We start from the raw sequence: 20,225 nt of genomic DNA on the forward strand, positions 1-20,225 counted from the left end.
TCCCATCCTCTGCGCCACCGAACAGGAGCCAGCCTCATGAACCGAACCATCGTCAGCGATAGTGGTCAGCGGGCCAGCCTGCGGGTGCATGCCGCCGACAACGTGCGCGTGGCACTCAAGGACCTGCCCGTCGGCAGCGAGATCGACGACGACGGGCGACGCATCCGCTTGGCAGCCCCCGTCCGGCACAAACACAAGTTCAGCCTTCGGGCACTGGCCGCAGGCGACCCCGTGGTTATGTACGGCGTCACCGTGGGCCGTGCCACCCGGGCAATCGCGGAAGGGGAATCCCTCACTACTGACAACCTCGAACACTCGACTAACACCACCCCACCCTCGGGCCACCGTGATCATTGGGATGCCCCTGATGTCGACGCCTTCCAGGGCCAGACCTTCGAGGGCTACCATCGCCCCGACGGCCGAGTCGGCACGGCCAATATCTGGCTGGTGGTGCCACTAGTGTTCTGCGAGAACCGCAACATCGAGGTGCTGCGCCAGAGCGTCGCCGATGCCCTCGGCGATGACCCTTATCGCGACTACAAACGCATGGCTCGGGAGCTTCTGCATGGCAGAATGGAGTCAAACGATGAGGCAACCGCCACCACAGCGCCTCCCTTTCCCAATGTCGATGGCGTTCGTTTCCTGACCCACAGCCTGGGCTGCGGGGGCACAGACGATGACGCCCAGGCGCTGTGCCAGCTGCTGGCCGGCTATATCTGCCACCCCAACGTGGCAGGGGCCACGGTGCTCAGCCTGGGTTGCCAGAAGGCCCAGATCGAGCTGCTGCAGACCGCCATCGCCGAGCGTGCCCCCCAGGGGCTGCGCCCGGTGCATTATCTCGAGCAGCAGGCCAGCGCCAGCGAGGAAGCCCTGATACGCGAAGCGCTGTCCACCATCTTCGACGGCCTGACCGAGGCTAACCGCATCACAAGAGCCCCCGCCCCACTCTCGGAGCTGACCATAGGTGTCGAGTGCGGAGGCTCCGACGGCTTCTCCGGCCTGTCGGCCAACCCGCTGGTCGGCGCCGTCATCGACCGCCTGGTGGCGCTGGGTGGCAGCGGCATCCTCAGTGAATTCCCCGAGCTGTGCGGCGTGGAACACGAGCTGCTGGCACGCTGCCGTGACGAACGGGTGGCCGAACGCTTCACCACCCTGATGGACGCCTACCAGCACCATGCCGCAGCGGTGGGGGCGAATTTCTCCATGAACCCTTCGCCGGGCAACATACGTGACGGCCTGATCACCGATGCCATGAAGTCCGCCGGCGCCGCCAAGAAGGGAGGCGACAGTCCCGTAGTAGATGTCCTCGACTACACCCAGCCATTGCATCGCAAGGGACTCAACCTATTGTGCACCCCAGGCAATGACGTGGAATCGACCACCGCCCTGGTGGGCACCGGCGCCAACCTGGTCATGTTCACCACCGGTCTGGGAACGCCGACCGGCAACCCCATTGCCCCGGTGCTGAAGATCTCCAGCAACAGCGAGCTGGCGAGTCGCATGCCGGACGTCATCGATTTCGATGCCGGCCCCATCATTCGTGGCGACGCCGAGATCGGCGAGCTGGCCAACGACCTGCTCAGACTGTGCATCGACACCGCCTCCGGCCGCTACCGAGCCCGGGCGGTGCGTCTCGCCCAGCATGATTTCATCCCCTGGAAGCGCGGCGTCTCGCTGTAGGGAAGCCGGCCCATGACGATCATTCGTGTACCCGAGTCAGGCGCTCCTTCAACTGCCGATAGGTGCCATAGTGGCGGTCGAGATGGCGCCGCATCGCCGCTTCAGCGGCATCAGGATCTCCAGACTCTATGGCTTCGACGATCTCGACATGTGCCTGTAATGCCGCCTGATCCTCGCCTTCACGCTGCAGAGCGAGAGCACGACGATCATCGAGCCACTCGGACAGTGCATCATGGATGGCATCGAAAATAGGATTACGCCCGATGCTGGCCAACACGCCATGGAAGTCATTGTCCGAACGCTTGAAGCCAGCCTCGTCCCCCAAGGCTTCACGATTGACCTCGAGCGCGTCACGCAACCTGGCCCGGTCGTCTTCGGTCGCATGGAGAGCGGCATGGCGAGCCAGCGAAATCTCGAACATGGCCCGCGCCTCCTGAAAATATTGTTGCCCCTCAGGCCTGGCTAGCAGTTGCCGAGTAACGCCCGATAGCCGTGCCATGACCGCCTCAGCCGTGGGTCGTATCACCCGAGCCCGGGTTCCACTATTGATAGCCACCAGGCCCAGTTGCTGAAGATAGAACAACGCCTCCCTCACCGCCGGGCGCCCGACACCGAATTGCTCCATCAGCTCGCGCTCCGAGGGCAACTGGTCATTCTCCTGGAGCCGCCCTTCCAGAATCTCCGTCTCCAATTGCTCGGCCACCTGCTCAGACAAGGTTTTGCGCTCAACCCGATATCTGCTCATCGACGTCTCTCTTCACTGAACCTGGTTCGGCACACCTCAGGAAACCCTGCACAAATGTCTGTACGGCCTTGCTCCATCCGCCGACTTGTTCAGCGCTTCCTTCAGGGATGTGCCATCTTGCCTCTATCTTACTGCATCAGGTCCGTGCTCTGCTGCTGGTGAATATTCATCCAAGGCATCAATACCGAGCACCTCTGCCAGGTGCCGGAAGTCAGCCTGGTTGGCCTCATCCAGCGGGATGCCATCACGATCACGATGTTGCCAACAACGCCACTCACGGTCGCCCGGCGCCAGCACCTCCCGTCCGTCAGCAGCCGGCCGGGCACGCAGGTCCTCCAGATATTCATGAAGACAACGCTGGAAGACGCTGCTGTCGATGAAGGCATCGGGGTTCATGACCAGGAAGAAATGGCCAACCCCCCGAGGCGTAGCCAGGTCGTTTCCCCCCATGGGCAGGAGACGGAAGCCGTTGAGCATTCCGGACAACGTTGAACTGAGAATCTCGACGACTCCCGCCAGCCCCGCACCCTTGAAGCCAAACTCGGCCCCCCCCAACGGCAACAAGGCACTGACCTCCTGTGGGCGTAAGGTCATTCGGCCCAGCTCGTCAGCCGCCACATCGGAAGGTAAATCACGACCGATGGCACCGTATTGCTGGACCCGATTCCAGGGAATCGAACTGGTGGCCATGTCCAGTAGATAGGGGGCATGCCCGTCCACGGGTGCAGCAAAGGCGATAGGGTTGGTGCCATGGAATGGCGACCGACTGCCGTGCAACAGCACAAAGGGGTCGGAGTTGCACACCACCAGACCAATCATGCCCTGCTCAGCGGCCGCCAGGGCGTAACAGCCGGCGGCACCAAAGTGCGAAGAATTGCCCACTGCAACGGCACCGATCCCGACCTCCCACGCCATTGCCACGCCATGCTCGATCGCCGTGTAGCCGGCCAAGTGGCCGAAGCCATCATCGGCATCCAGATAACCGGTAGCAGGCAGGCGACGGGAAAAGCGCATGTCCGGTCGGGCGTTGACCCTGCCCCCTGCGAGAACCTTGAGATAGTGGGGCAACAGGCGCAGTCCATGGCTGTCGGTACCCATCCGTGAGGCGGTAACCAGGGCCTGAGTCACGGCAGAGGCGGAGACATCGTCAGCCCCGCGGGTCGTAAGGGCCTGGTGGATGAAGCGTTCGAGGTCGCTGACCGCAACGCAGCAGCCCCCATGTCGTGGGTTCGTCATCGATCGGGTCTCACTTCATGTGCTGGACAGGGGGAAACAAGACTCACCACCCTTCCAATGATGGGCGACGGGACACCCGTCGGGCCGGGAAAATTATCTGAGCCGACTCACCGATATACGAGGGTGGGAAGCCACAGCGAGATCGCCGGGATGAACGTCACCAGCAGCAAGGCGATCACCAACGGCACCAGAAACGGCAAGGTGCCACGCATGCACTTCTCGAAGGAAATACCCGAGACCCGAGACAGTACATAGAGCACCATGCCCACCGGTGGGGTCAGCAGGCCGATCATCAGGTTAAGTACCATGATCACCCCGAAATGCACAGGATCCACACCGGCCGACACCGCCACCGGTAAAAGCACCGGCACCAGGATAGTGATGGCGGCAATGGTTTCCATGAAACAGCCAACCACGATCAGCACCAGATTGATGATCAACAGCATGGCGACAGGATTGTCAGCGAACGGGCCCAGCAGGGTCACCACATGCTGCGTCACCTGGTTGCTCGTCAGGATCCAGGCAAAGATCGACGCACCGGCCACGATCAACAGGATCACGGCAGTCGTCTCGATGGTTTCCATGCTGACCCGCAGCAGACGCCGCCAGGTCAGGGTGCGATAGACCACGACGCCAAGAAAGAGTGCATAGACCACCGCCGCGATCGCCGCTTCGGTAGGCGTGAAAGCCCCCGTGATGATACCTCCGACGATGATCACCGGCGTCAGCAACGAGAGAAAGGCACGGACGAAGGTAATACCTAGCACTCGCAATGCGAAGGTCGTATCACGCGGATACCCTCGCCGTCGGGACAACAGGGTAATCATCACCATCAGCACAACACCCATCAGCAGTCCCGGAATCAGGCCAGCAGCAAAAAGCTGTCCGACCGATACCGAAGCCATGACACCATAGATCACCATGGGAAGGCTGGGAGGAATGATCGGGCCAATGGTCGAAGAGGCCGCGGTAATCCCTACCGCGAACTCCTGATCATAACCGGCGTCGCGCATCGCCTTTATCTCAATGGTTCCCAACCCCCCGGCATCGGCCACCGCAGCACCTGACATGCCCGAAAAGACAATGCTGGCCCCGACGTTGACATGGCCAAGCCCTCCCCGCATCCACCCCATAAGGGCTTTTGCAAAATCAAATATCCGTGTCGTGATCCCCCCATTGTTCATCAGGTTGCCGGCCAGAATAAAAAAAGGAATCGCCAGTAAGGGAAAGCTGTCGATGCCATTGACCATGCGATGCACCACGACCACATCAGGTACACGGCCGGTAAGGAAAACATACAACAGACAAGCACCCGCCAGGCTCATGGCGATGGGGACGCCAAGTACCAGCATGGTGAACAGCACGGCGAACAGGAAAATCAGGTGCTGGCCGAACACGGCCAGGGCGATACAGCCGGAAACCGCCAAGACGGCAATCAGAGGAGGAATCAGGCGACCTCTCCGGCGAGTGACCAGAGCATCGGGCATGGGCGTGTCTCCAGACATCGTTATCAGGCCTCATCGTCGTAGAAGATCAACTCGCTGGTTCCTTCACGCCAGTGACGGATGGCCACTTGAATGGAACGAAGCAACATCATCAGGAAACCGACCATGACCAGGTAATAAATCACGCTCTTTGGCACATCCACCGACACCATCATCGAGGTAGTACGATCAGCAAGCCGATAAGTGATCCAGGAGCCGATACCAAAGAACGCTATACGCACAAGATCGACCAGGATCGACGTTAGGCGCGCCATGGCCTCCGGCATGTACCGATAAAAGAACTCCACGGCGATATGAGAGCACTTCCTGACCGCCATGGCTCCCCCGAGAAACCCCACCACGATCAATAGGTAACGAGCCATCTCTTCGGTCCAGGCAAGGGAGTTGCCCAGTACATAGCGACTGAAGAACTGCAGGAAGACATCCAGGGCTAGCACCCAGAATACCGCCAGAGTTACATAATCCTCGACGGCATAGCTCCTGAAGTCGAAGCTGTCTTCTTCGATGATATGAAAATCATCATTGTCGGGCGAATGCGATTGATCAGACATGACCGCCTCCTCGAGGCGCCACCGACACACGGCATGAACGGTGGCGCATTTGCAGAGCGTGACGTTAGGAACCGAGAGCCTGCAGGCGGTCATAAGTCTCTTGAGTCCAAGTCGCATTCTCGCCGTTATGGAAGGGCACGACAGCCTCGCGGAAGGGAGTCGCATCTACCTCATTGACGGTCACGCCCTGATCCTCGAACCAAGCCACCAGGTCTTCCTCGGATTGCAGAATATCCTGGGTGATTTTCTCTCCGGCTTCCTGATAGACGTCTCGGAAAATTTCTCGGTCCTCTTTGGACAAGCGATTCCAGAGTGGTCCACCGGCAATAGTGATCAAGGAGTCAGTGATATGTCCTGTCAGGTTGATAGTGTCCTGAACCTCATAGAAAGCCTTGGCCTTGATCGTCGGCAGCGGATTCTCCTGGGCGTCCACCACTCCCTGTTGTAGCGCGAGATAAACCTCGGAGAAGGCAATAGGCGTTGGATTGGCACCGACAGCTTCCGGGAACATCATGTAGAGGGGGGCATTGGGAGTTCGGATCTTGAGATCCTGCATATCTGCCGGTTTCTCGATCGGCTCGTTCGAGGTCACATGCCGTTTCCCATAGTAGTTCATGGCCAGCGGAACATTGCCGGTAGCATCCTGATACCCTTGGGCAATCTCCTTGAACAGCTCACTGTGGGCATAAGCCTGCCAATGATCGAAATCGCGGAACATGTACGGCGCGCCGGCGATGCCGATGGGGCCGTATGAACGAGCCGCAAACTGATTGCCGGTATAGATCAGGTCCACCGTACCCAGGCTCAGCCCTTCGTTGATATCCGCTTCCTTGCCCAGCGATGATGCCGGATGCACTTCGACCTGATAGCGCCCATCCGTACGTTTCTCGATTTCATCGGCCGCCCATAGTGCCCATTCATGATAGGGCTCGGATGTCTCGTAAACGTGGGCGAAATTGAGAGTCTCGGTCGCGTTGGCCAGTCCGGCAACACCGATACCGGCCAACAATAGAGACCTGGAAACCCAACGCTGGAACTTGTTGTGGCGATTGCTGGCGTTCTGCATGTAATTGTTCTCCTGGCTTCACATTGGGATAGAGGTCAAGTGAATGCCGATGGGTTTATTGCATACCTGTCATACCATCATAAAGAAACCTAGGCACTTCACCACAGAGACGCAACCTCAGGAAGCGACGACTTTCGTATGAGACCCTAAGGTCTTGTACAATCGGACCAGTAGCTCATCATCACCGAATCCCCCGGCCTTGGTGACAAAAGGCCACTCCCCCCGTCCCTCCGGGTGTCCCAGCACCACGCCCGGCTCCCACTCACCTGTCACGGTGATGACCCCGGCATCGAGCCTTTGCAGGACGGCCATGGCAATATCGCCGCCGGTCAGGACTCCGAGATGGCGGCTACCTTTCGAGACTTGCAGGCCAGCGACAAATGCATCGCCTAAACGATGCGCCACGCATTCCGCCGAATACGCCCCCTTGGCACCGGGAATGAGCAAACGGCTACGACTCGATGGCGGCACTCCAGCATCCTTCAAAACGTCCGTCACCGGCATGTCAGGCGCCATCTCGCGGAGACGCTCCAGCTGTCGTTGCGTCTGGCGACTACGCGACCCCACCACCAGCCATATTCCCGAGGTACGACAAGGCTCCAGCCCCATGCACACACCACCGTGGAGGCCACGCGCCAGTGCCGCCGCCAGACCCGATGCACCTACTGCCAACCAGTGGCCCGGAGCCGCCCATAACTCCCCGGACAGACGATCAAGGTCATCATCCACCTCAGCATCGACAATAGCCGGACCATCGGGTAATGGCAGGTCAGGCGACAAGCGCTTCGGCCGGTGCCCCAACTCGGCAAACAAAGTATCCAGAGCGCCAAGCGGAGGTCTCGAACGGGCATCCCGGGCAAAGTCGGTGGTTTCCAGGGGGGCACCATGCACATGGACGCGCCCATGCCGCGTGATCCGTCCCTGGGACGGTACTGCCGGCGCCACCACTATCGGCCGCTCGATCCAATGCGACATCGCCAGGCTCTCGGGGACCGCGTGACCCCGCAGCGTCGAGTCGATCTTCTTGAACCACAAGGTCGGCGAGAGCCTGGCCAGCAGCGCCACGGCCCGCTCGACGCGGGCGACCGCCTGCCATGCTGGCAGATGGCGCGATTCAGTATTCACCGCCACCACCCCGGGCGGTTTCCTACCCCAGCGCCGTAAGGCCATGGGCAAGCCCTCAAGGGTCACCACCACCCGGGGCGTGGTCCCCCGGGCGGCAAAGGGGGCCGCGGCATCCAGCGCGCCGGTCAGGTCGTCGGCTACGATGGCGACGCGACAGCCCTTCATGTCCCGCCTCCCTCGGCCAGGCGCCGACCATAGGCGATGGCCGCCCCCATGTTGGTGGCATCGGCACGCCCCTGCCAAGCGATGTCGAAGGCGGTGCCGTGATCCACCGAGGTCCGCTGGATCGGCAGGCCGAGACTGACATTGACAGTACTGTCGAAGGCGATCAGCTTGACCGGAATGTGGCCCTGATCGTGGTAGTGCGCCACTACCAGGTCGAACTCACCCTGCCGGGCGCGATAGAAGACGGTATCCGCCGGTACAGGCCCACTCACATCCAGGCCTCTGTCCCGGAGGGCGCGCACCGCCGGGGCGATGACCCGATCATCCTCGTCGCCAAAGATCCCTCCTTCGCCGCAATGCGGGTTGAGACCGGCCACGGCAATCCGTGGCACTGACATCCCAAGCGCCACCAGATGCGCATGACCTGTCTCGACCGTGGCCATGATGCGCGCCTCCGTGACACGCTCGATGGCCTCGCGAAGCGAGACATGGGTCGACACATGAATGGTCGACAGGGGCCCGGAAGCCAGCAGCATGAACGAGGACGAGGCCTCCGTCAGCGCGGCCAGCATGCCGGTATGACCATCGTAATAGTGGCCCGCCGCATGCAGGGCGGCCTTGTTGAGTGGCGCCGTGACGATGACGCGGGCCTGCCCCGCCTGCACGAGCTCGACGGCCAGCGCCACGCTGCGATAGGCCATGTCCCCGGCTGCGGCGGAGATCCTGCCATCCGTCACGGGATCGTCTGTCGCGAGCTCGATCTGGGCCACGGCGATCTCGCCCCTTGCGGGGGAAGAGGTACCTGGCCGCCAGGCAACCAGCGGCTGGTCGATGTCCAGCATCACCGCCGCTCGCCGGAAGGTCGCCAGGTCGCCCACCAGCAAAGTGGCAGTCCGCTCGGTCGGCGACATGCCCAACAGCGCCCGGCAGACGATTTCGGGACCAATGCCCGCCGGATCGCCCATGGTGATGGCCAGGGAAAAGGGAACGCGATCGCTCATGGCGTCAGCTGACCTCCATTGACCTCGATGACCTGGCCCGTCACATAGGCACTCAGGGCCTCCGTCGCCAGGAACAGGTAAGCGCCGACGCAGTCGTCGGCGGTACCCAGCCTGCCCATGGGAATGGTGGCGCGGGCCGCCTCGAGCTGGGCGTCGCTGGAATAGCGGCCATGGAAGTCGGTGGCGATGGTGCCCGGCGCCACAGCGTTGACGCGAATGCCATCCGCCGCCAGTTCCTTGGCCATATTACGCGTCAAGGTGCTAACGAAGCCCTTAGCCGAGGCGTACAGGCCGGCGCCAGCCCCTCCGCCGTTGCGTGCGGCGATCGAGCTAGTATGGATAATGTTGCCGCCCCCCTGGCGACGAAAGATCGACAATGCCGCCCGGCTCGCGGCCACCACCGACCGCGCGTTGAGGTCCATCACGCGGTCATATTGCGCATCGTCCATGTCCTCCAGCCTCACGCGGCCGAGCATGTCGCCAGCGTTGTTGATCAACACATCCAGCCCACCCAACTGCTCGGCGGCCCGCTCGACGACAGCGACGGCATCAGGGCCGAGGCTGACGTCGCCCCGCACTAGCACCGCCTGGCCCCCTGTACCGACAATGTCATCAGCCACCTCTCGGGCCGCTGCCTCGCTGGCATGGTAATGCACCGCGACTGCCACCCCATACCGTCCCAGGCATCTGGCGATTGCCGCCCCGATGCCACGGCTGGCCCCAGTGATCAATACTCGCTTGCCTACCAGTTCCTCGAACATCCTCACTGGCCTCCCGTCCGGACCATGAACACCTGACCGATCATAGCCATTGATTTGACAGCATACCTATCATACAAGGATACAATAGGCATGACCGACACAAGGTGCCAACCCTGCGTCCGCATTTTCGACGAGCGTCATGACCCGATAGCCTTACCAGGAGAGCAACCCATGAGCCATTTGCTCAGCAAGCAACTCATCGGCCAGCAGGCCGTGACCAGCGACGGCCCCGCGATCCACGCCGTCGACCCCGCCACCGGCGAGACCCTGTCCCCGGCCTACCCCGCCGGCGGTCAGGCCGAGGTCGCGCAGGCCTGCGAACTGGCCTGGACGGCCTTCGATGCCTACCGCGAGACCGGCCTCGAGGCTCGCGCCACCTTCCTCGAGACCGTGGCCGAGGAGATCGAGGCCATCGGCGATGACCTGATCGAGCGCGCCATGGCCGAGTCCGGTCTGCCTCGCGCGCGTCTCGAGGGCGAGCGCGGCCGTACCTGCGGCCAGCTGCGCCTGTTCGCCAACGTCGTGCGCGCCGGCGAGTGGCTCGACGTGCGCCTCGATCCGGCCCTGCCGGAGCGGGCGCCGATGCCGCGCGTCGACCTGCGCCAGCGCCATATCGCCCTGGGCCCGGTGGCCGTGTTCGGCGCCTCCAACTTCCCGCTGGCGTTCTCGGTGGCCGGTGGCGACACCGCCTCCGCGCTGGCCGCCGGCTGCCCGGTGGTGGTCAAGGCCCACGCCGCCCACCCCGGTACCTCCGAGCTGGTCGGCCGCGCCGTGCAGCGCGCCGTGGCCCGCTGCGAGCTGCCCGAGGGCGTGTTCTCGCTGCTCTACGGTTCCGGCCGCGAACTCGGCCAGGCGCTGGTGCGCGATGCGCGCATCAAGGCGGTGGGCTTCACCGGCTCGCGCGGCGGCGGCACCGCCCTGGTACAGGCGGCCCAGGCGCGTCCCGAGCCGATCCCGGTCTACGCCGAGATGAGTTCGATCAACCCGGTGTTCGTGCTGCCGGAAGCGCTCAAGGCCCGCGGCCAGGCGCTGGGCGAGGCCTTCGTCGGCTCGCTGAACATGGGCGCCGGCCAGTTCTGCACCAATCCCGGCCTGGTCATCGCCGTCAAAGGCGAGGCGCTCGATACCTTCGTGGCGTCCGCCGGCGAGGCGGTGAAGGCCTCCGCGGCCCAGACCATGCTGACTCCGGGCATCCATGACGCCTACGTGCAGGGGGTCGACGGTCTGATGGCCAGCAGCCAGGCCCGCGAGGTCGCCCGCGGCGCGGCCGGCGATGGCCCCAATGCCTGCCAGACCGGGCTGTTCGTGGCCTCGGCCGAGGACTTCCTACGTGAGGAGGCGCTGCAGGCCGAGGTCTTCGGCGCCACCTCGCTGGTGGTCGAATGCGCCGACCTCGACGAGGTCAAGCGCGTGGCCAAGGCCCTGGAAGGCCAGCTCACCGCGACCCTGCAGATGGACGACGGTGACCTGGCGGCCGCCCGCGCGCTGCTGCCGATCCTCGAGCGTCGCGCCGGGCGGGTGATGGCCAACGGCTGGCCGACCGGCGTCGAAGTGTGCCACGCCATGGTCCACGGCGGGCCCTATCCGGCCACCTCGGACAGCCGCACCACCTCGGTGGGCAGCGCGGCGATCCATCGTTTCCTGCGCCCGGTGTGCTACCAGAACCTGCCCCAAGGGCTGCTGCCCGAGGCGCTCCAGGACGGAAACCCGGCCGGCGTCAGCCGCTTGGTCGACGGCCGGCGCGAGGCGTAAGCATCGACGTTCCAGCTGCCTGACGACGGGGTCGATGGCCAGATACCATTGATCCTGTCCTGATGACCGGAAGCAACACCGAGCGGCACAGCATAACGCTGCTGTGGAAAGACACCTCATTTCTCGACCTTTTCCAACAGGCTTTCCCCCGGCACCTCGCCCGCTACTCACCAGAATTTATCGGCACCATGGACACTCATACCTGGCGCCTATTCCGCTATTTCGACGCGCAAATCATTGAAAATCTGACATCTAACCACCTTATCTTACCACCACTTTTCCGCACCTATTCAGCCACCAACGCTTCAATCTCATAGCCCTATATCCCTAACTCATACCTCGTCAAACAGCTAGCTTTTTTCTCCCACAAGGGTAGCGACTAGCTCCGTCAACATCATCGGCCATGGCTCTTCCTTTCGCGTCAAAACACCGTAGTAACCCAGAGGTTCGCCGATGGTCAGCGGCAGTACCGCGAAGCGGCCCTGGGAAAAGGCCGTCTTGACCACGGAACTGGGCAGTACCGACAGGGTGTCGGAGGTTGCCACCAGCTGCAGCGACGCCTGGGTGGAGGTGGTCTCGATGACGTTACGCGGTGACGCTACACCAGCCTCGGCTAGTGCTGCCTCAAACAGCCCCCGCATGGGACTGGTCATGGGATGCAGGACCCAAGGCCAGCGCACTACCTCTGCAAGCTCTAAGGGGCCTTGGCACAGCGGGTGTCCTGGACGCGCCACCACCGACACCGGCTCTTCCTTTAACGGCAAAAAATCGAACAGGTGACGCTGGGAAGGTTCGGTGTAGCGTCCGATGACTGCGTCGAGCAACTTGTACTCCAGATCAGCCAGCAATCGGTCACTGGAGTTCTCGATCAACGAAATGGCAAGCCTTGGCCGACGTGCCTTCAACGCCGCCATGGCCTTTGGCAACATCACCGGCGCGGCGCCGGGGACCGAGCCCAGTGCCAGTCTCCCGTGCCCACCCTCGCGCAGGGAAGAGAGCTCCTCCACCAGACGATCGGTGTCATTGAGCAGACGCCGCGCATAGCGCAGCACCGTCTCCCCGGCGGCAGTGGTTTCCATTCGCCCAGGCTCCCGGAGGAAGAGTGCGATACCAAGGAAGCCCTCAATATCCTTGAGCATCTTGCTGGCCGCGGGCTGGCTGATATTGAGCTGCCGTGCCGCCGCATGCATATTGCGACTTTCATCCAAGGCAACCAGCAACACCATATGCTTCAGCCTGAGCCAAGCCTTGACATGAGTCCCACTGTCATGGGGCATCCAGACCACCATTATCGTTCGTAAAAAAGACACAATAACCTGAAGTTATCAGGTGGACAAAATATTCCATTGGCCGCCTTTTTATAGCTCTGCTTAGACTGTCCTCAGTGACGAAAGAGACCACTCTATCGTCGAGAGACAACGCGAATGCACAGGAGACACTATCTCCTCTTCGCTCAACCACTCGACAACCGACAACACCCACAACAAGGCCGTCAGTATGACCACCATCACCCGCGTGGAAGCCCGCGATATTCGCTTCCCCACCTCTCGTCATCTCGATGGATCCGATGCCATGAACGAGGCACCGGACTACTCTGCCACTTACGTCATACTGCACACTGACCAAGAGCAGGAAGGCCACGGCCTGAGCTTCACCATCGGCCGCGGCAATGACCTCTGCGTGGCCGCCGTGAACGCATTGGCACCGGCACTGAAGGGCAGAAAACTAGAAGACATCACAGCCGACATGGGCAAATTCTGGCGGGAGCTGACCAGCGGGGATAGTCAACTGCGCTGGCTGGGACCGGAGAAGGGCGTGATGCACCTAGCCAGCGCCGCTCTGGTGAACGCGCTTTGGGACCTGTGGGCCAAGCGTGAGGGCAAGCCTATCTGGAAGCTGCTGGTGGATATGACACCGGAACATTTGGTGCGCTGCCTGGACTTCCGCTTCGTAACCGATGCCATCACACCGGAAGAAGCCATCGCTTTGCTGCGTCGCCAGGCGGCTACCAAGACCAGCCGCGAGGCGGAGATGAAGGCCGACGGCTACCCAGGTTATACCACCTCCGCCGGTTGGCTCGGCTACTCCGAGGAGAAGATGCGCCGCCTGTGCCGCGAGGCACTGGCCGAGGGGTGGCAGCACTTCAAGCAGAAGGTCGGCGGCGATATCGAGGAGGACCGGCGGCGTGCCGCCATCCTGCGCGAGGAAATCGGGGAAAGCCGCACCCTGATGATGGACGCCAACCAGATGTGGGACGTGGACGAGGCCATCGTCAACATGCGTAGCCTGGCCGAGTTCACCCCTCACTGGATCGAGGAACCCACCAGCCCCGACGATATTCTCGGCCACGCCGAGATTCGTCGCCGGCTCAACGGCGGCCGCCCGGGCGGCATCGGTGTGGCCACCGGCGAGCACTGTCATAACCGGGTGATGTTCAAGCAACTACTTCAGGCTGGGGCGATCGACTACTGCCAGCTGGACGCCGCCCGCTTGGGCGGGCTCAACGAGGTCATCATCGTGGTGCTATTGGCCGCCAAGTACGGCGTGCCGATCTGCCCCCATGGCGGCGGCGTGGGCTTGTGCGAATACACCCAGCACATCTCACTGTTCGACTACATCGCCGTCTCCGGCTCGCTGGAAGGACGCCTGCTCGAGTACGTCGACCACCTACACGAGCACTTCGTCGACCCGGTCCGAATTCGCCAAGGGCGCTACCTGATTCCGGAGGCCCCCGGCTACAGCATTACCATGAAACCCGAATCCCTGGACATGCACCGCTATCCCGCAGGAGCGGCCTGGCAAGAATCCTGAGCCGCCTATCCGACCGCCTCACCGAAAACGGCGCCAAGCCGAGGCGGCCACAGCACGCCACCCAAGGAGAAAACCATGACAACAACCACAATGATGCCCAGCACCTACCCACTTCACCGTCTCAAGGTCGCAATCTCCGCGCTGGCCCTGGGCGGCCTTGCCGTCACGGCCCAGGCCTCCACCGATATGCCGACGATTCCTAGCGTCGACGGCACCGTCGTCGAGGGTGACGGCAACGACTACACTCTCAAGTTCAGCATCGGTACCACCCAGTCCGGCGCCCAGTATCGTGGCCTGGAGTACTTCGAGGATATCGTCGAGGCACGCAGCAAGGGCCATATCCAGGTGGAACTGTTTCACAGTGCCCAGCTTGGCGATGACCTCCAGGCGGTCAGCGCACTTCAGTCCGGGACCCTGGAGATGACCGCACCCTCGACCTCACCGCTGGTCAACATGTTCCCGGAATTCGCAGTGTTCGACCTGCCCTTCCTGTTCCCGACGCCGGAGGTGGCTGATGAGGTGCTCGATGGCGAGATCGGCGATCACATGCTGGAGACCGCCAGCACCAATGGCCTCAAGGCCATTGGCTGGGCCGAGAATGGCTATCGTCAGTTGACCAACAGCCAGATCGCGGTGACCCCCCCCGAGGACCTGGACGGCCTCAAGGTGCGGACCATGCAGAACCCGATCCACCTGGACATCTGGAAGACCCTGGGCGCCAACCCGACCCCGATGTCCTTTGCCGAGCTATTCACCGCGCTCGAGCAGGGCGTGGTCGACGGTCAGGAAAACCCCTGGATCACCATCCAGTCTTCCAAGTTCAACGAAGTGCAGGACTATGCCACCGAGTCGAACCACGTCTACACGCCCTTCATCACCCTGGTGTCCGAGCGCTTCTGGAACGAACTCCCGGCAGGCTACCAGCAGCTGCTGGTAGACGCTGCTGAAAAGATGGGCAGCTACCAGCGCCATGTCAGCCGTACCCTCAACGACCAGATCAAGCAGGAATTGATGGACGAAGGCATGAACATCACCGAGCTGACGCCGAAACAGGTCGCCACCTTCCAGGAGACCCTGTCCCCGGTCTATGACGAGTGGAGAGATGAAGTCGGCGGTGAGCTGATCGACAAAATACGCGCCACTTCCCGGCAAGGGAGCGCGGAATAACCGCCACATGCGACGAGCGGCTGGCTGCCGTCGGAGCGTAGAGGCTGGCGTTTCCAAAGGAGTCAACGCGGCCCTCGGACACTGCCGGTAGCCAGAATCTCGAGCGCAGTCATTCATGCAGCGTTTCCCAGCACGGTACCGCCGCCCCTGGCGGCGGACTCGTCGTCGCCATGGAGGTGACCCATGATCCCTCTTTCCTCCACAACCACCCCGGCACTCCTGGGGTGGCTCATCACCACGCTGCGCATCGCCGTTGGTCTGCTGGTGCTCGGTGTAGTGTTCTGCGTCACCGCCAACGTATTTGGCCGGTTTGTGCTCAACACCTCCTACGCCTGGGCCGAGGAAATGTCCCGGGTACTGTTCATATGGTTGGTACTGCTAGGCGCCGGTCTCGGCAGCCTGGAGAAAGAGCACGTGGCAGTGACCTACTTCAAGGATCTGGCCCCGGCCAGGCTTCGCCGCATGCTCGGGCTGGCCGCCGTGGCGGTGATCTACATCGTGTGCCTCTGCATCCTGCTGGGCTTCAAGGAGCTGATCTCCGGCTATATCAGCGCCACCCCCATGCTCGGCATCTCCAAGACCTGGCTATACAGCGCCATGCCGGTGATGGCCGGCCTGACCCTGGTCGCCAATACCCTGACTCTCATCGCCCTGCTCAGGAGGTCCGCACCATGATCCTGTGGAGCATCCTCATCGGTCTGGCCATCTGCATCGTGATCGGCATGCCGATCTCCTTCGGGCTGGGCGCCATCAGCCTGTTCATCTTCTTCTACTCGGACTATGCGCTGTCACCCATCGTGGCCCAGGCGGTCAATGGACTCGACTCCTTTCCCTTGCTGGCCATACCTCTGTTCATCCTGGTCGGCGAAGTCATGAGCGAGGGCGGCATCGCCACCCGTCTGGTACGCCTGGCCAGCGCCCTGGTTGGGTTCGTCGCTGGCGGCCTCGGCCAGGTAGCGGTGATGACCTCGATGTTCTTCGGCGGCATTAGCGGCTCCGCTGTAGCGGACGCCTCGGCGGTGGGCAGCATGATGATCGAGCCGATGAAGCAGCATCGCTACAGTGCTCCCATGGCCACGGCCATCGTGGTGGCGGCCTCAGTGGTAGGCATCATCATTCCCCCTTCCATTCCGATGATCCTGTTCGGCGTGGTCACCAATACCTCGATCTCTCAGCTGTTCCTGGCCGGCATCGTGCCGGGCATCCTGATCACCCTGGGTTTGGCCGCCACCACCTACGTCCAGTCGCGCAAGAACGGCAAGGGGCAGACCTTCTCTTTCCCAGAACTCGCCAGCGCCCTGAAGGACGCCATCCTGGCACTGCTGCTGCCGGTGATCATCGTGGCCGGCATCCTCACCGGCATTTTCACCCCCACCGAGAGTGCTGCCATCGCCCTGGTCTACGCCTTCGCGGTGTCCTTCTTCGTCTATCGCAGCCTCTCGCTGAGACGCTTCTTCGAGCTATGCGTGAGTACCGGGCGCTTGACCGGCGTCGTGATGCTGCTACTGGCCTTCGCCAGCGTGCTTGCCTGGCTGTTGACCGCCAACATGATCCCCCAGCAGTTGGTGGTGAGCCTGTCGGCGATCACCGACAACAAGCTGCTCCTCCTGCTGCTCCTGTCGGCCTTCCTGCTGATCATCGGCTTCTTCATGGATTTGACCCCGGCCATGGTCATCCTGGCCCCTCTGATGACGCCGGTGGTGGTCAAGCTCGGCATCGACCCCGTGTACTTCGGGGTACTGATGTCTTTCATCCTGGGGATTGGCCTGGTCACCCCACCGGTGGGTACCGTGCTCTACGTGGGCTGTGGTGTCGGCAAGGTCGGCATGGAAAGCCTGGTTAAGAGCCTCTTGCCCTTCTACTTCACCCTAATCGCACTGCTGGTGCTGTTCCTGTTGTTCCCGGGAGTGGTCCTGTGGTTTCGATGAATACCGGCGGTCAACGGCCGCCCGCTGAGCGGAGACGCCCCTAATGAGCCCTCATGACAGCCTTCTGGACTTCCTCGGACAGACTCTGGGCGACAACGGCGTGTTAACGGCGAACAGCGACGTGGAACGCTACCTGAACGACTGGGCCGGTGCCCGCGGCGGCCAGCCGCTGGCGGTGGCTCGACCCGCAACTCCCGAACAAGTGGCCGAGGTGCTCGGCTACTGTCATCGCCACGATATCCCGGTGGTGCCCCAGGGCGGCGGCAGTGGCCTGGTAGAGGGCGCCCTGCCCGATAGCCAAACCCCTGAACTCGTAATCAGTCTCGAGCGCCTCAACCGTGTGCGTTCGATCGACCCCATCAACTTCAGCATGAGCGTCGACGCGGGCTGCGTGCTGCAATCAGTCAAGGAAGCCGCCGAGGTCGAGGACCTGAGCTTCCCGCTGTCCCTCGGCGCCCAAGGCAGCTGCCAGATCGGCGGAAATATCGCGACCAACGCCGGCGGCCTGAATGTGCTGCGCTACGGTATGATGCGACAGCTGGTACTGGGCATCGAGGTGGCACTGCCGGACGGGCGACTGCTCAGCGACATGAAATCGTTGCACAAGAACAATGCCGGCTACGACCTCAAGCAACTGTTCATCGGCGCCGAGGGGACCCTGGGCATCGTCACCGGCGCAGTGCTCAAGCTCTCCCCCCGTCCCCAGGTGACGCGAACCGCCCTGATCGGCTGCCCTGATGTCGACTCGGTGCTCGACCTTTACGCTCAGGCTCGGCGCAGCTGCTGTGACCTGCTGACGGCGTTCGAGCTGATCCCACGTGCCTGCCTGGAGCTGGCTTTCGAAGCTGATCCTTCGCTCCCCGATCCACTGGACGAGCCCCATCCGGTGTACCTGCTGATGGAAGTGGCGGCCAGCGGCCCGGCCGATCTTGACAGTATGATCGAGGCCCTGTTCGAACGCGGTCTCGAGGACGGTCTGCTCCAGAACGGAGTACTGGCTTCCAGCGACATCCAGGCCCGTCAACTGTGGCAAGTGCGTGAGGCCATGCTAGAAGGCCAGCAGCGTCGCGGCGAGCACCTGCGCACCGACATCTCGCTGCCGATCTCCCGTCTGCCTGCCTTCTATGAGCAGGCAGAGGCGGCAATCACTGAAGCCTCTCCCGAATCACAGGTGATCGCCTATGGCCACGTGGGAGACGGCAACCTGCACTTCAACGTCCTGCCGCCGGAGCACCTCGACGATGAGTCCAAGCGTAGTCTGCTGCACGATCTTGAGGAGCGATTGTTCACCATCGTCGCCGCGTTCGACGGAAGCATCAGCGCAGAGCACGGCATCGGCCGGGTCAAGCAGCCGCCTTTCCTCGAACGCCTGTCGGCTCCGGAGCACGACATCATGCGCGGCCTCAAGCGCCTGCTCGATCCCCGGGGGCTGATGAGCCCAGGGCGCATCCTGCCGCGCCCCCAGCGTTGAGCCAGGCAATTTTCCCCACATCGAGACCACAAGGACCCTTCTATGCCCCCCCACATCATCGCCCATGAGCTCCTGCCCGACGATGCCGACCATGCGCTACTGGTCGGCCGGGTCTGGCGCGATGCCCCCCACCAGGGCCCGGCCCTGGTGGTGATCCGCGACGGCCGGGTGGTCGACATCAGCGCGAGTATCGCCTGTATGGCCGACCTGCTCGAGCGCGACGATGCCATCGACGTCGTGACCACGGCCGAGGGCGAGGATCTCGGCCCGGTCGAGGCCCTGCTGGAACGCTCGCTGACGGCAACGCCCGAGGCGCCCTATCTGCTCGCGCCCTGCGACGTCCAGGCGATCAAGGCCTGCGGCGTGACCTTCGCGGTCAGCCTGATGGAGCGAGTGATCGAGGAGCAGGCCGGCGGCGATCCGGCCCGCGCCGGCGAGCTGCGCGAAGAGCTCAGGCAGGTGATCGGCGGCGACCTGTCGAAGATCGTGCCCGGCTCCGAGGCCGCCATGGCGCTCAAGGCCGAGCTCCAGGCTCGCGGCGCCTGGTCCCAGTACATGGAGGTCGGCATCGGGCCGGACGCCGAGGTGTTCACCAAGGCCCAGCCGCTGTCGTCGGTGGGCTTCGGCCACGGTGTGGGCCTGCATCCGGTCTCCGAGTGGAACAACCCGGAGCCGGAGATCGTGCTGGCGGTGGACGCCGCCGGCCGGGCCCGCGGGGCGACGCTCGGCAACGACGTCAACCTGCGCGACGTGGAAGGGCGCAGCGCCCTGCTGCTGGGCAAGGCCAAGGACAACAACGCGTCCTGCGCCATCGGCCCCTTCATCCGCCTGTTCGATGACACCTTTACGCTCGATACCGTGCGACAGGCCCGTGTCTCGCTGCACATCAAGGGCCAGGATGCTGATTTCGAGCTCCACGACAGCAGCGACATGCGCCAGATCAGCCGCGACCCGCTGGAGCTGGTCCAGCAGACCCTCGGCGCGCATCACCAGTATCCGGACGGCTTCATGCTGTTCCTGGGCACCATGTTCTCGCCGATCCAGGACCGCGACGGCGCCGGCCAGGGCTTCACCCACCATCGGGGCGACGTGGTGACCATCGCCACGCCCTCGCTCGGCGCCCTGGTCAACCGCGTCGACCGCTCGGACCGGCTGCCGCCCTGGACCTACGGCATCCGTCAGTGGCAGGCCGATATGGCCAGGCGGCGGTAAAGGGTCGACGCGCCACCGAAAAGGGGTGGCCTTTCCAGGCCGCCCCTCT

At 62.9% G+C, this 20,225-nt stretch carries 18 protein-coding genes; 9 read left to right on the forward strand and 9 right to left on the reverse strand.

Annotation, left to right across the window (positions count from 1 at the left end; translation table 11 throughout):
* The first annotated feature begins 36 nt into the window (after nt 1-36).
* On the forward strand, nt 37-1,680 hold the full coding sequence (locus RSO41_RS00285; RefSeq protein ID WP_315616624.1) for an altronate dehydratase family protein: 1,644 nt from the start codon (nt 37-39) through the stop codon (nt 1,678-1,680).
* 19 nt (nt 1,681-1,699) lie between these two features.
* Here the strand turns inward: RSO41_RS00285 and nanR are convergent, their stop codons facing one another.
* The 8 genes from nanR to RSO41_RS00325 all read right to left on the reverse strand — a co-directional run bounded on the left by nanR (nt 1,700) and on the right by RSO41_RS00325 (nt 9,835).
* On the reverse strand, nt 1,700-2,425 hold the full coding sequence (gene nanR, locus RSO41_RS00290; RefSeq protein WP_315616626.1) for a transcriptional regulator NanR: 726 nt from the start codon (nt 2,423-2,425) through the stop codon (nt 1,700-1,702).
* A 123-nt stretch (nt 2,426-2,548) separates the two neighbouring features.
* Nucleotides 2,549-3,661, reverse strand: a complete 1,113-nt coding sequence (locus RSO41_RS00295; protein ID WP_315616628.1) for an Ldh family oxidoreductase — start codon at nt 3,659-3,661, stop codon at nt 2,549-2,551.
* A 107-nt stretch (nt 3,662-3,768) separates the two neighbouring features.
* On the reverse strand, nt 3,769-5,148 hold the full coding sequence (locus RSO41_RS00300; RefSeq protein WP_315616630.1) for a TRAP transporter large permease: 1,380 nt from the start codon (nt 5,146-5,148) through the stop codon (nt 3,769-3,771).
* Between the two features lie 23 nt (nt 5,149-5,171).
* The gene (locus RSO41_RS00305; protein ID WP_315616632.1) at nt 5,172-5,717 is read right to left on the reverse strand and encodes a TRAP transporter small permease; all 546 of its coding nucleotides are present in this window, start codon (nt 5,715-5,717) and stop codon (nt 5,172-5,174) included.
* 64 nt (nt 5,718-5,781) lie between these two features.
* Entirely contained in the window at nt 5,782-6,783 is a 1,002-nt protein-coding gene (locus tag RSO41_RS00310) for a sialic acid TRAP transporter substrate-binding protein SiaP (RefSeq protein ID WP_315616634.1), read from the reverse strand.
* A gap of 117 nt (nt 6,784-6,900) precedes the next feature.
* Nucleotides 6,901-8,073: a four-carbon acid sugar kinase family protein gene (locus tag RSO41_RS00315; RefSeq protein WP_315616636.1), complete on the reverse strand. Its 1,173-nt coding sequence runs from the start codon at nt 8,071-8,073 to the stop codon at nt 6,901-6,903.
* Complete coding sequence (gene pdxA, locus RSO41_RS00320; protein ID WP_315616638.1) at nt 8,070-9,074, reverse strand: 4-hydroxythreonine-4-phosphate dehydrogenase PdxA; 1,005 nt, start codon at nt 9,072-9,074, stop codon at nt 8,070-8,072. Before pdxA ends, RSO41_RS00315 begins: the two co-directional genes overlap by 4 nt.
* On the reverse strand, nt 9,071-9,835 hold the full coding sequence (locus tag RSO41_RS00325; protein WP_315616640.1) for an SDR family NAD(P)-dependent oxidoreductase: 765 nt from the start codon (nt 9,833-9,835) through the stop codon (nt 9,071-9,073). Before RSO41_RS00325 ends, pdxA begins: the two co-directional genes overlap by 4 nt.
* 171 nt (nt 9,836-10,006) lie before the next feature.
* On the opposite strand from RSO41_RS00325, the gene RSO41_RS00330 reads away from it, so the two are divergent.
* The gene (locus RSO41_RS00330) at nt 10,007-11,587 is read left to right on the forward strand and encodes an aldehyde dehydrogenase (NADP(+)) (protein WP_315616642.1); all 1,581 of its coding nucleotides are present in this window, start codon (nt 10,007-10,009) and stop codon (nt 11,585-11,587) included.
* 62 nt (nt 11,588-11,649) lie between these two features.
* Nucleotides 11,650-11,904, forward strand: coding sequence for a hypothetical protein (locus RSO41_RS00335; protein WP_315616644.1), 255 nt, complete (start codon nt 11,650-11,652; stop codon nt 11,902-11,904).
* A 33-nt stretch (nt 11,905-11,937) separates the two neighbouring features.
* On the opposite strand, the gene RSO41_RS00340 is transcribed toward RSO41_RS00335, so the two are convergent.
* Entirely contained in the window at nt 11,938-12,864 is a 927-nt protein-coding gene (locus RSO41_RS00340) for a LysR family transcriptional regulator (protein ID WP_315616646.1), read from the reverse strand.
* A gap of 220 nt (nt 12,865-13,084) precedes the next feature.
* Here RSO41_RS00340 and RSO41_RS00345 point away from each other — a divergent pair, with 220 nt between their 5' ends.
* The 6 genes from RSO41_RS00345 (at nt 13,085) to RSO41_RS00370 (ending at nt 20,176) form a co-directional block, all read left to right on the forward strand.
* On the forward strand, nt 13,085-14,398 hold the full coding sequence (locus RSO41_RS00345; RefSeq protein ID WP_315616648.1) for an L-fuconate dehydratase: 1,314 nt from the start codon (nt 13,085-13,087) through the stop codon (nt 14,396-14,398).
* 75 nt (nt 14,399-14,473) lie between these two features.
* Nucleotides 14,474-15,565, forward strand: a complete 1,092-nt coding sequence (locus RSO41_RS00350; protein ID WP_315616650.1) for a TRAP transporter substrate-binding protein — start codon at nt 14,474-14,476, stop codon at nt 15,563-15,565.
* Between the two features lie 183 nt (nt 15,566-15,748).
* The gene (locus tag RSO41_RS00355) at nt 15,749-16,240 is read left to right on the forward strand and encodes a TRAP transporter small permease (RefSeq protein WP_315616652.1); all 492 of its coding nucleotides are present in this window, start codon (nt 15,749-15,751) and stop codon (nt 16,238-16,240) included.
* Nucleotides 16,237-17,493: a TRAP transporter large permease gene (locus RSO41_RS00360; protein ID WP_315616654.1), complete on the forward strand. Its 1,257-nt coding sequence runs from the start codon at nt 16,237-16,239 to the stop codon at nt 17,491-17,493. The genes RSO41_RS00355 and RSO41_RS00360 overlap by 4 nt, the downstream gene beginning before the upstream one ends.
* A 43-nt stretch (nt 17,494-17,536) precedes the next feature.
* Nucleotides 17,537-18,964, forward strand: a complete 1,428-nt coding sequence (locus tag RSO41_RS00365; protein WP_315616656.1) for an FAD-binding oxidoreductase — start codon at nt 17,537-17,539, stop codon at nt 18,962-18,964.
* Between the two features lie 42 nt (nt 18,965-19,006).
* Nucleotides 19,007-20,176 carry a fumarylacetoacetate hydrolase family protein gene (locus RSO41_RS00370; RefSeq protein ID WP_315616658.1) on the forward strand — a complete coding sequence of 390 codons (1,170 nt, stop codon included), beginning with the start codon at nt 19,007-19,009 and terminating at the stop codon, nt 20,174-20,176.
* Nucleotides 20,177-20,225: the final 49 nt, after the last annotated feature.

The sequence above is a fragment of the Halomonas sp. I1 genome (assembly GCF_032334135.1).
Classification (GTDB): Bacteria; Pseudomonadota; Gammaproteobacteria; order Pseudomonadales; family Halomonadaceae; genus Halomonas.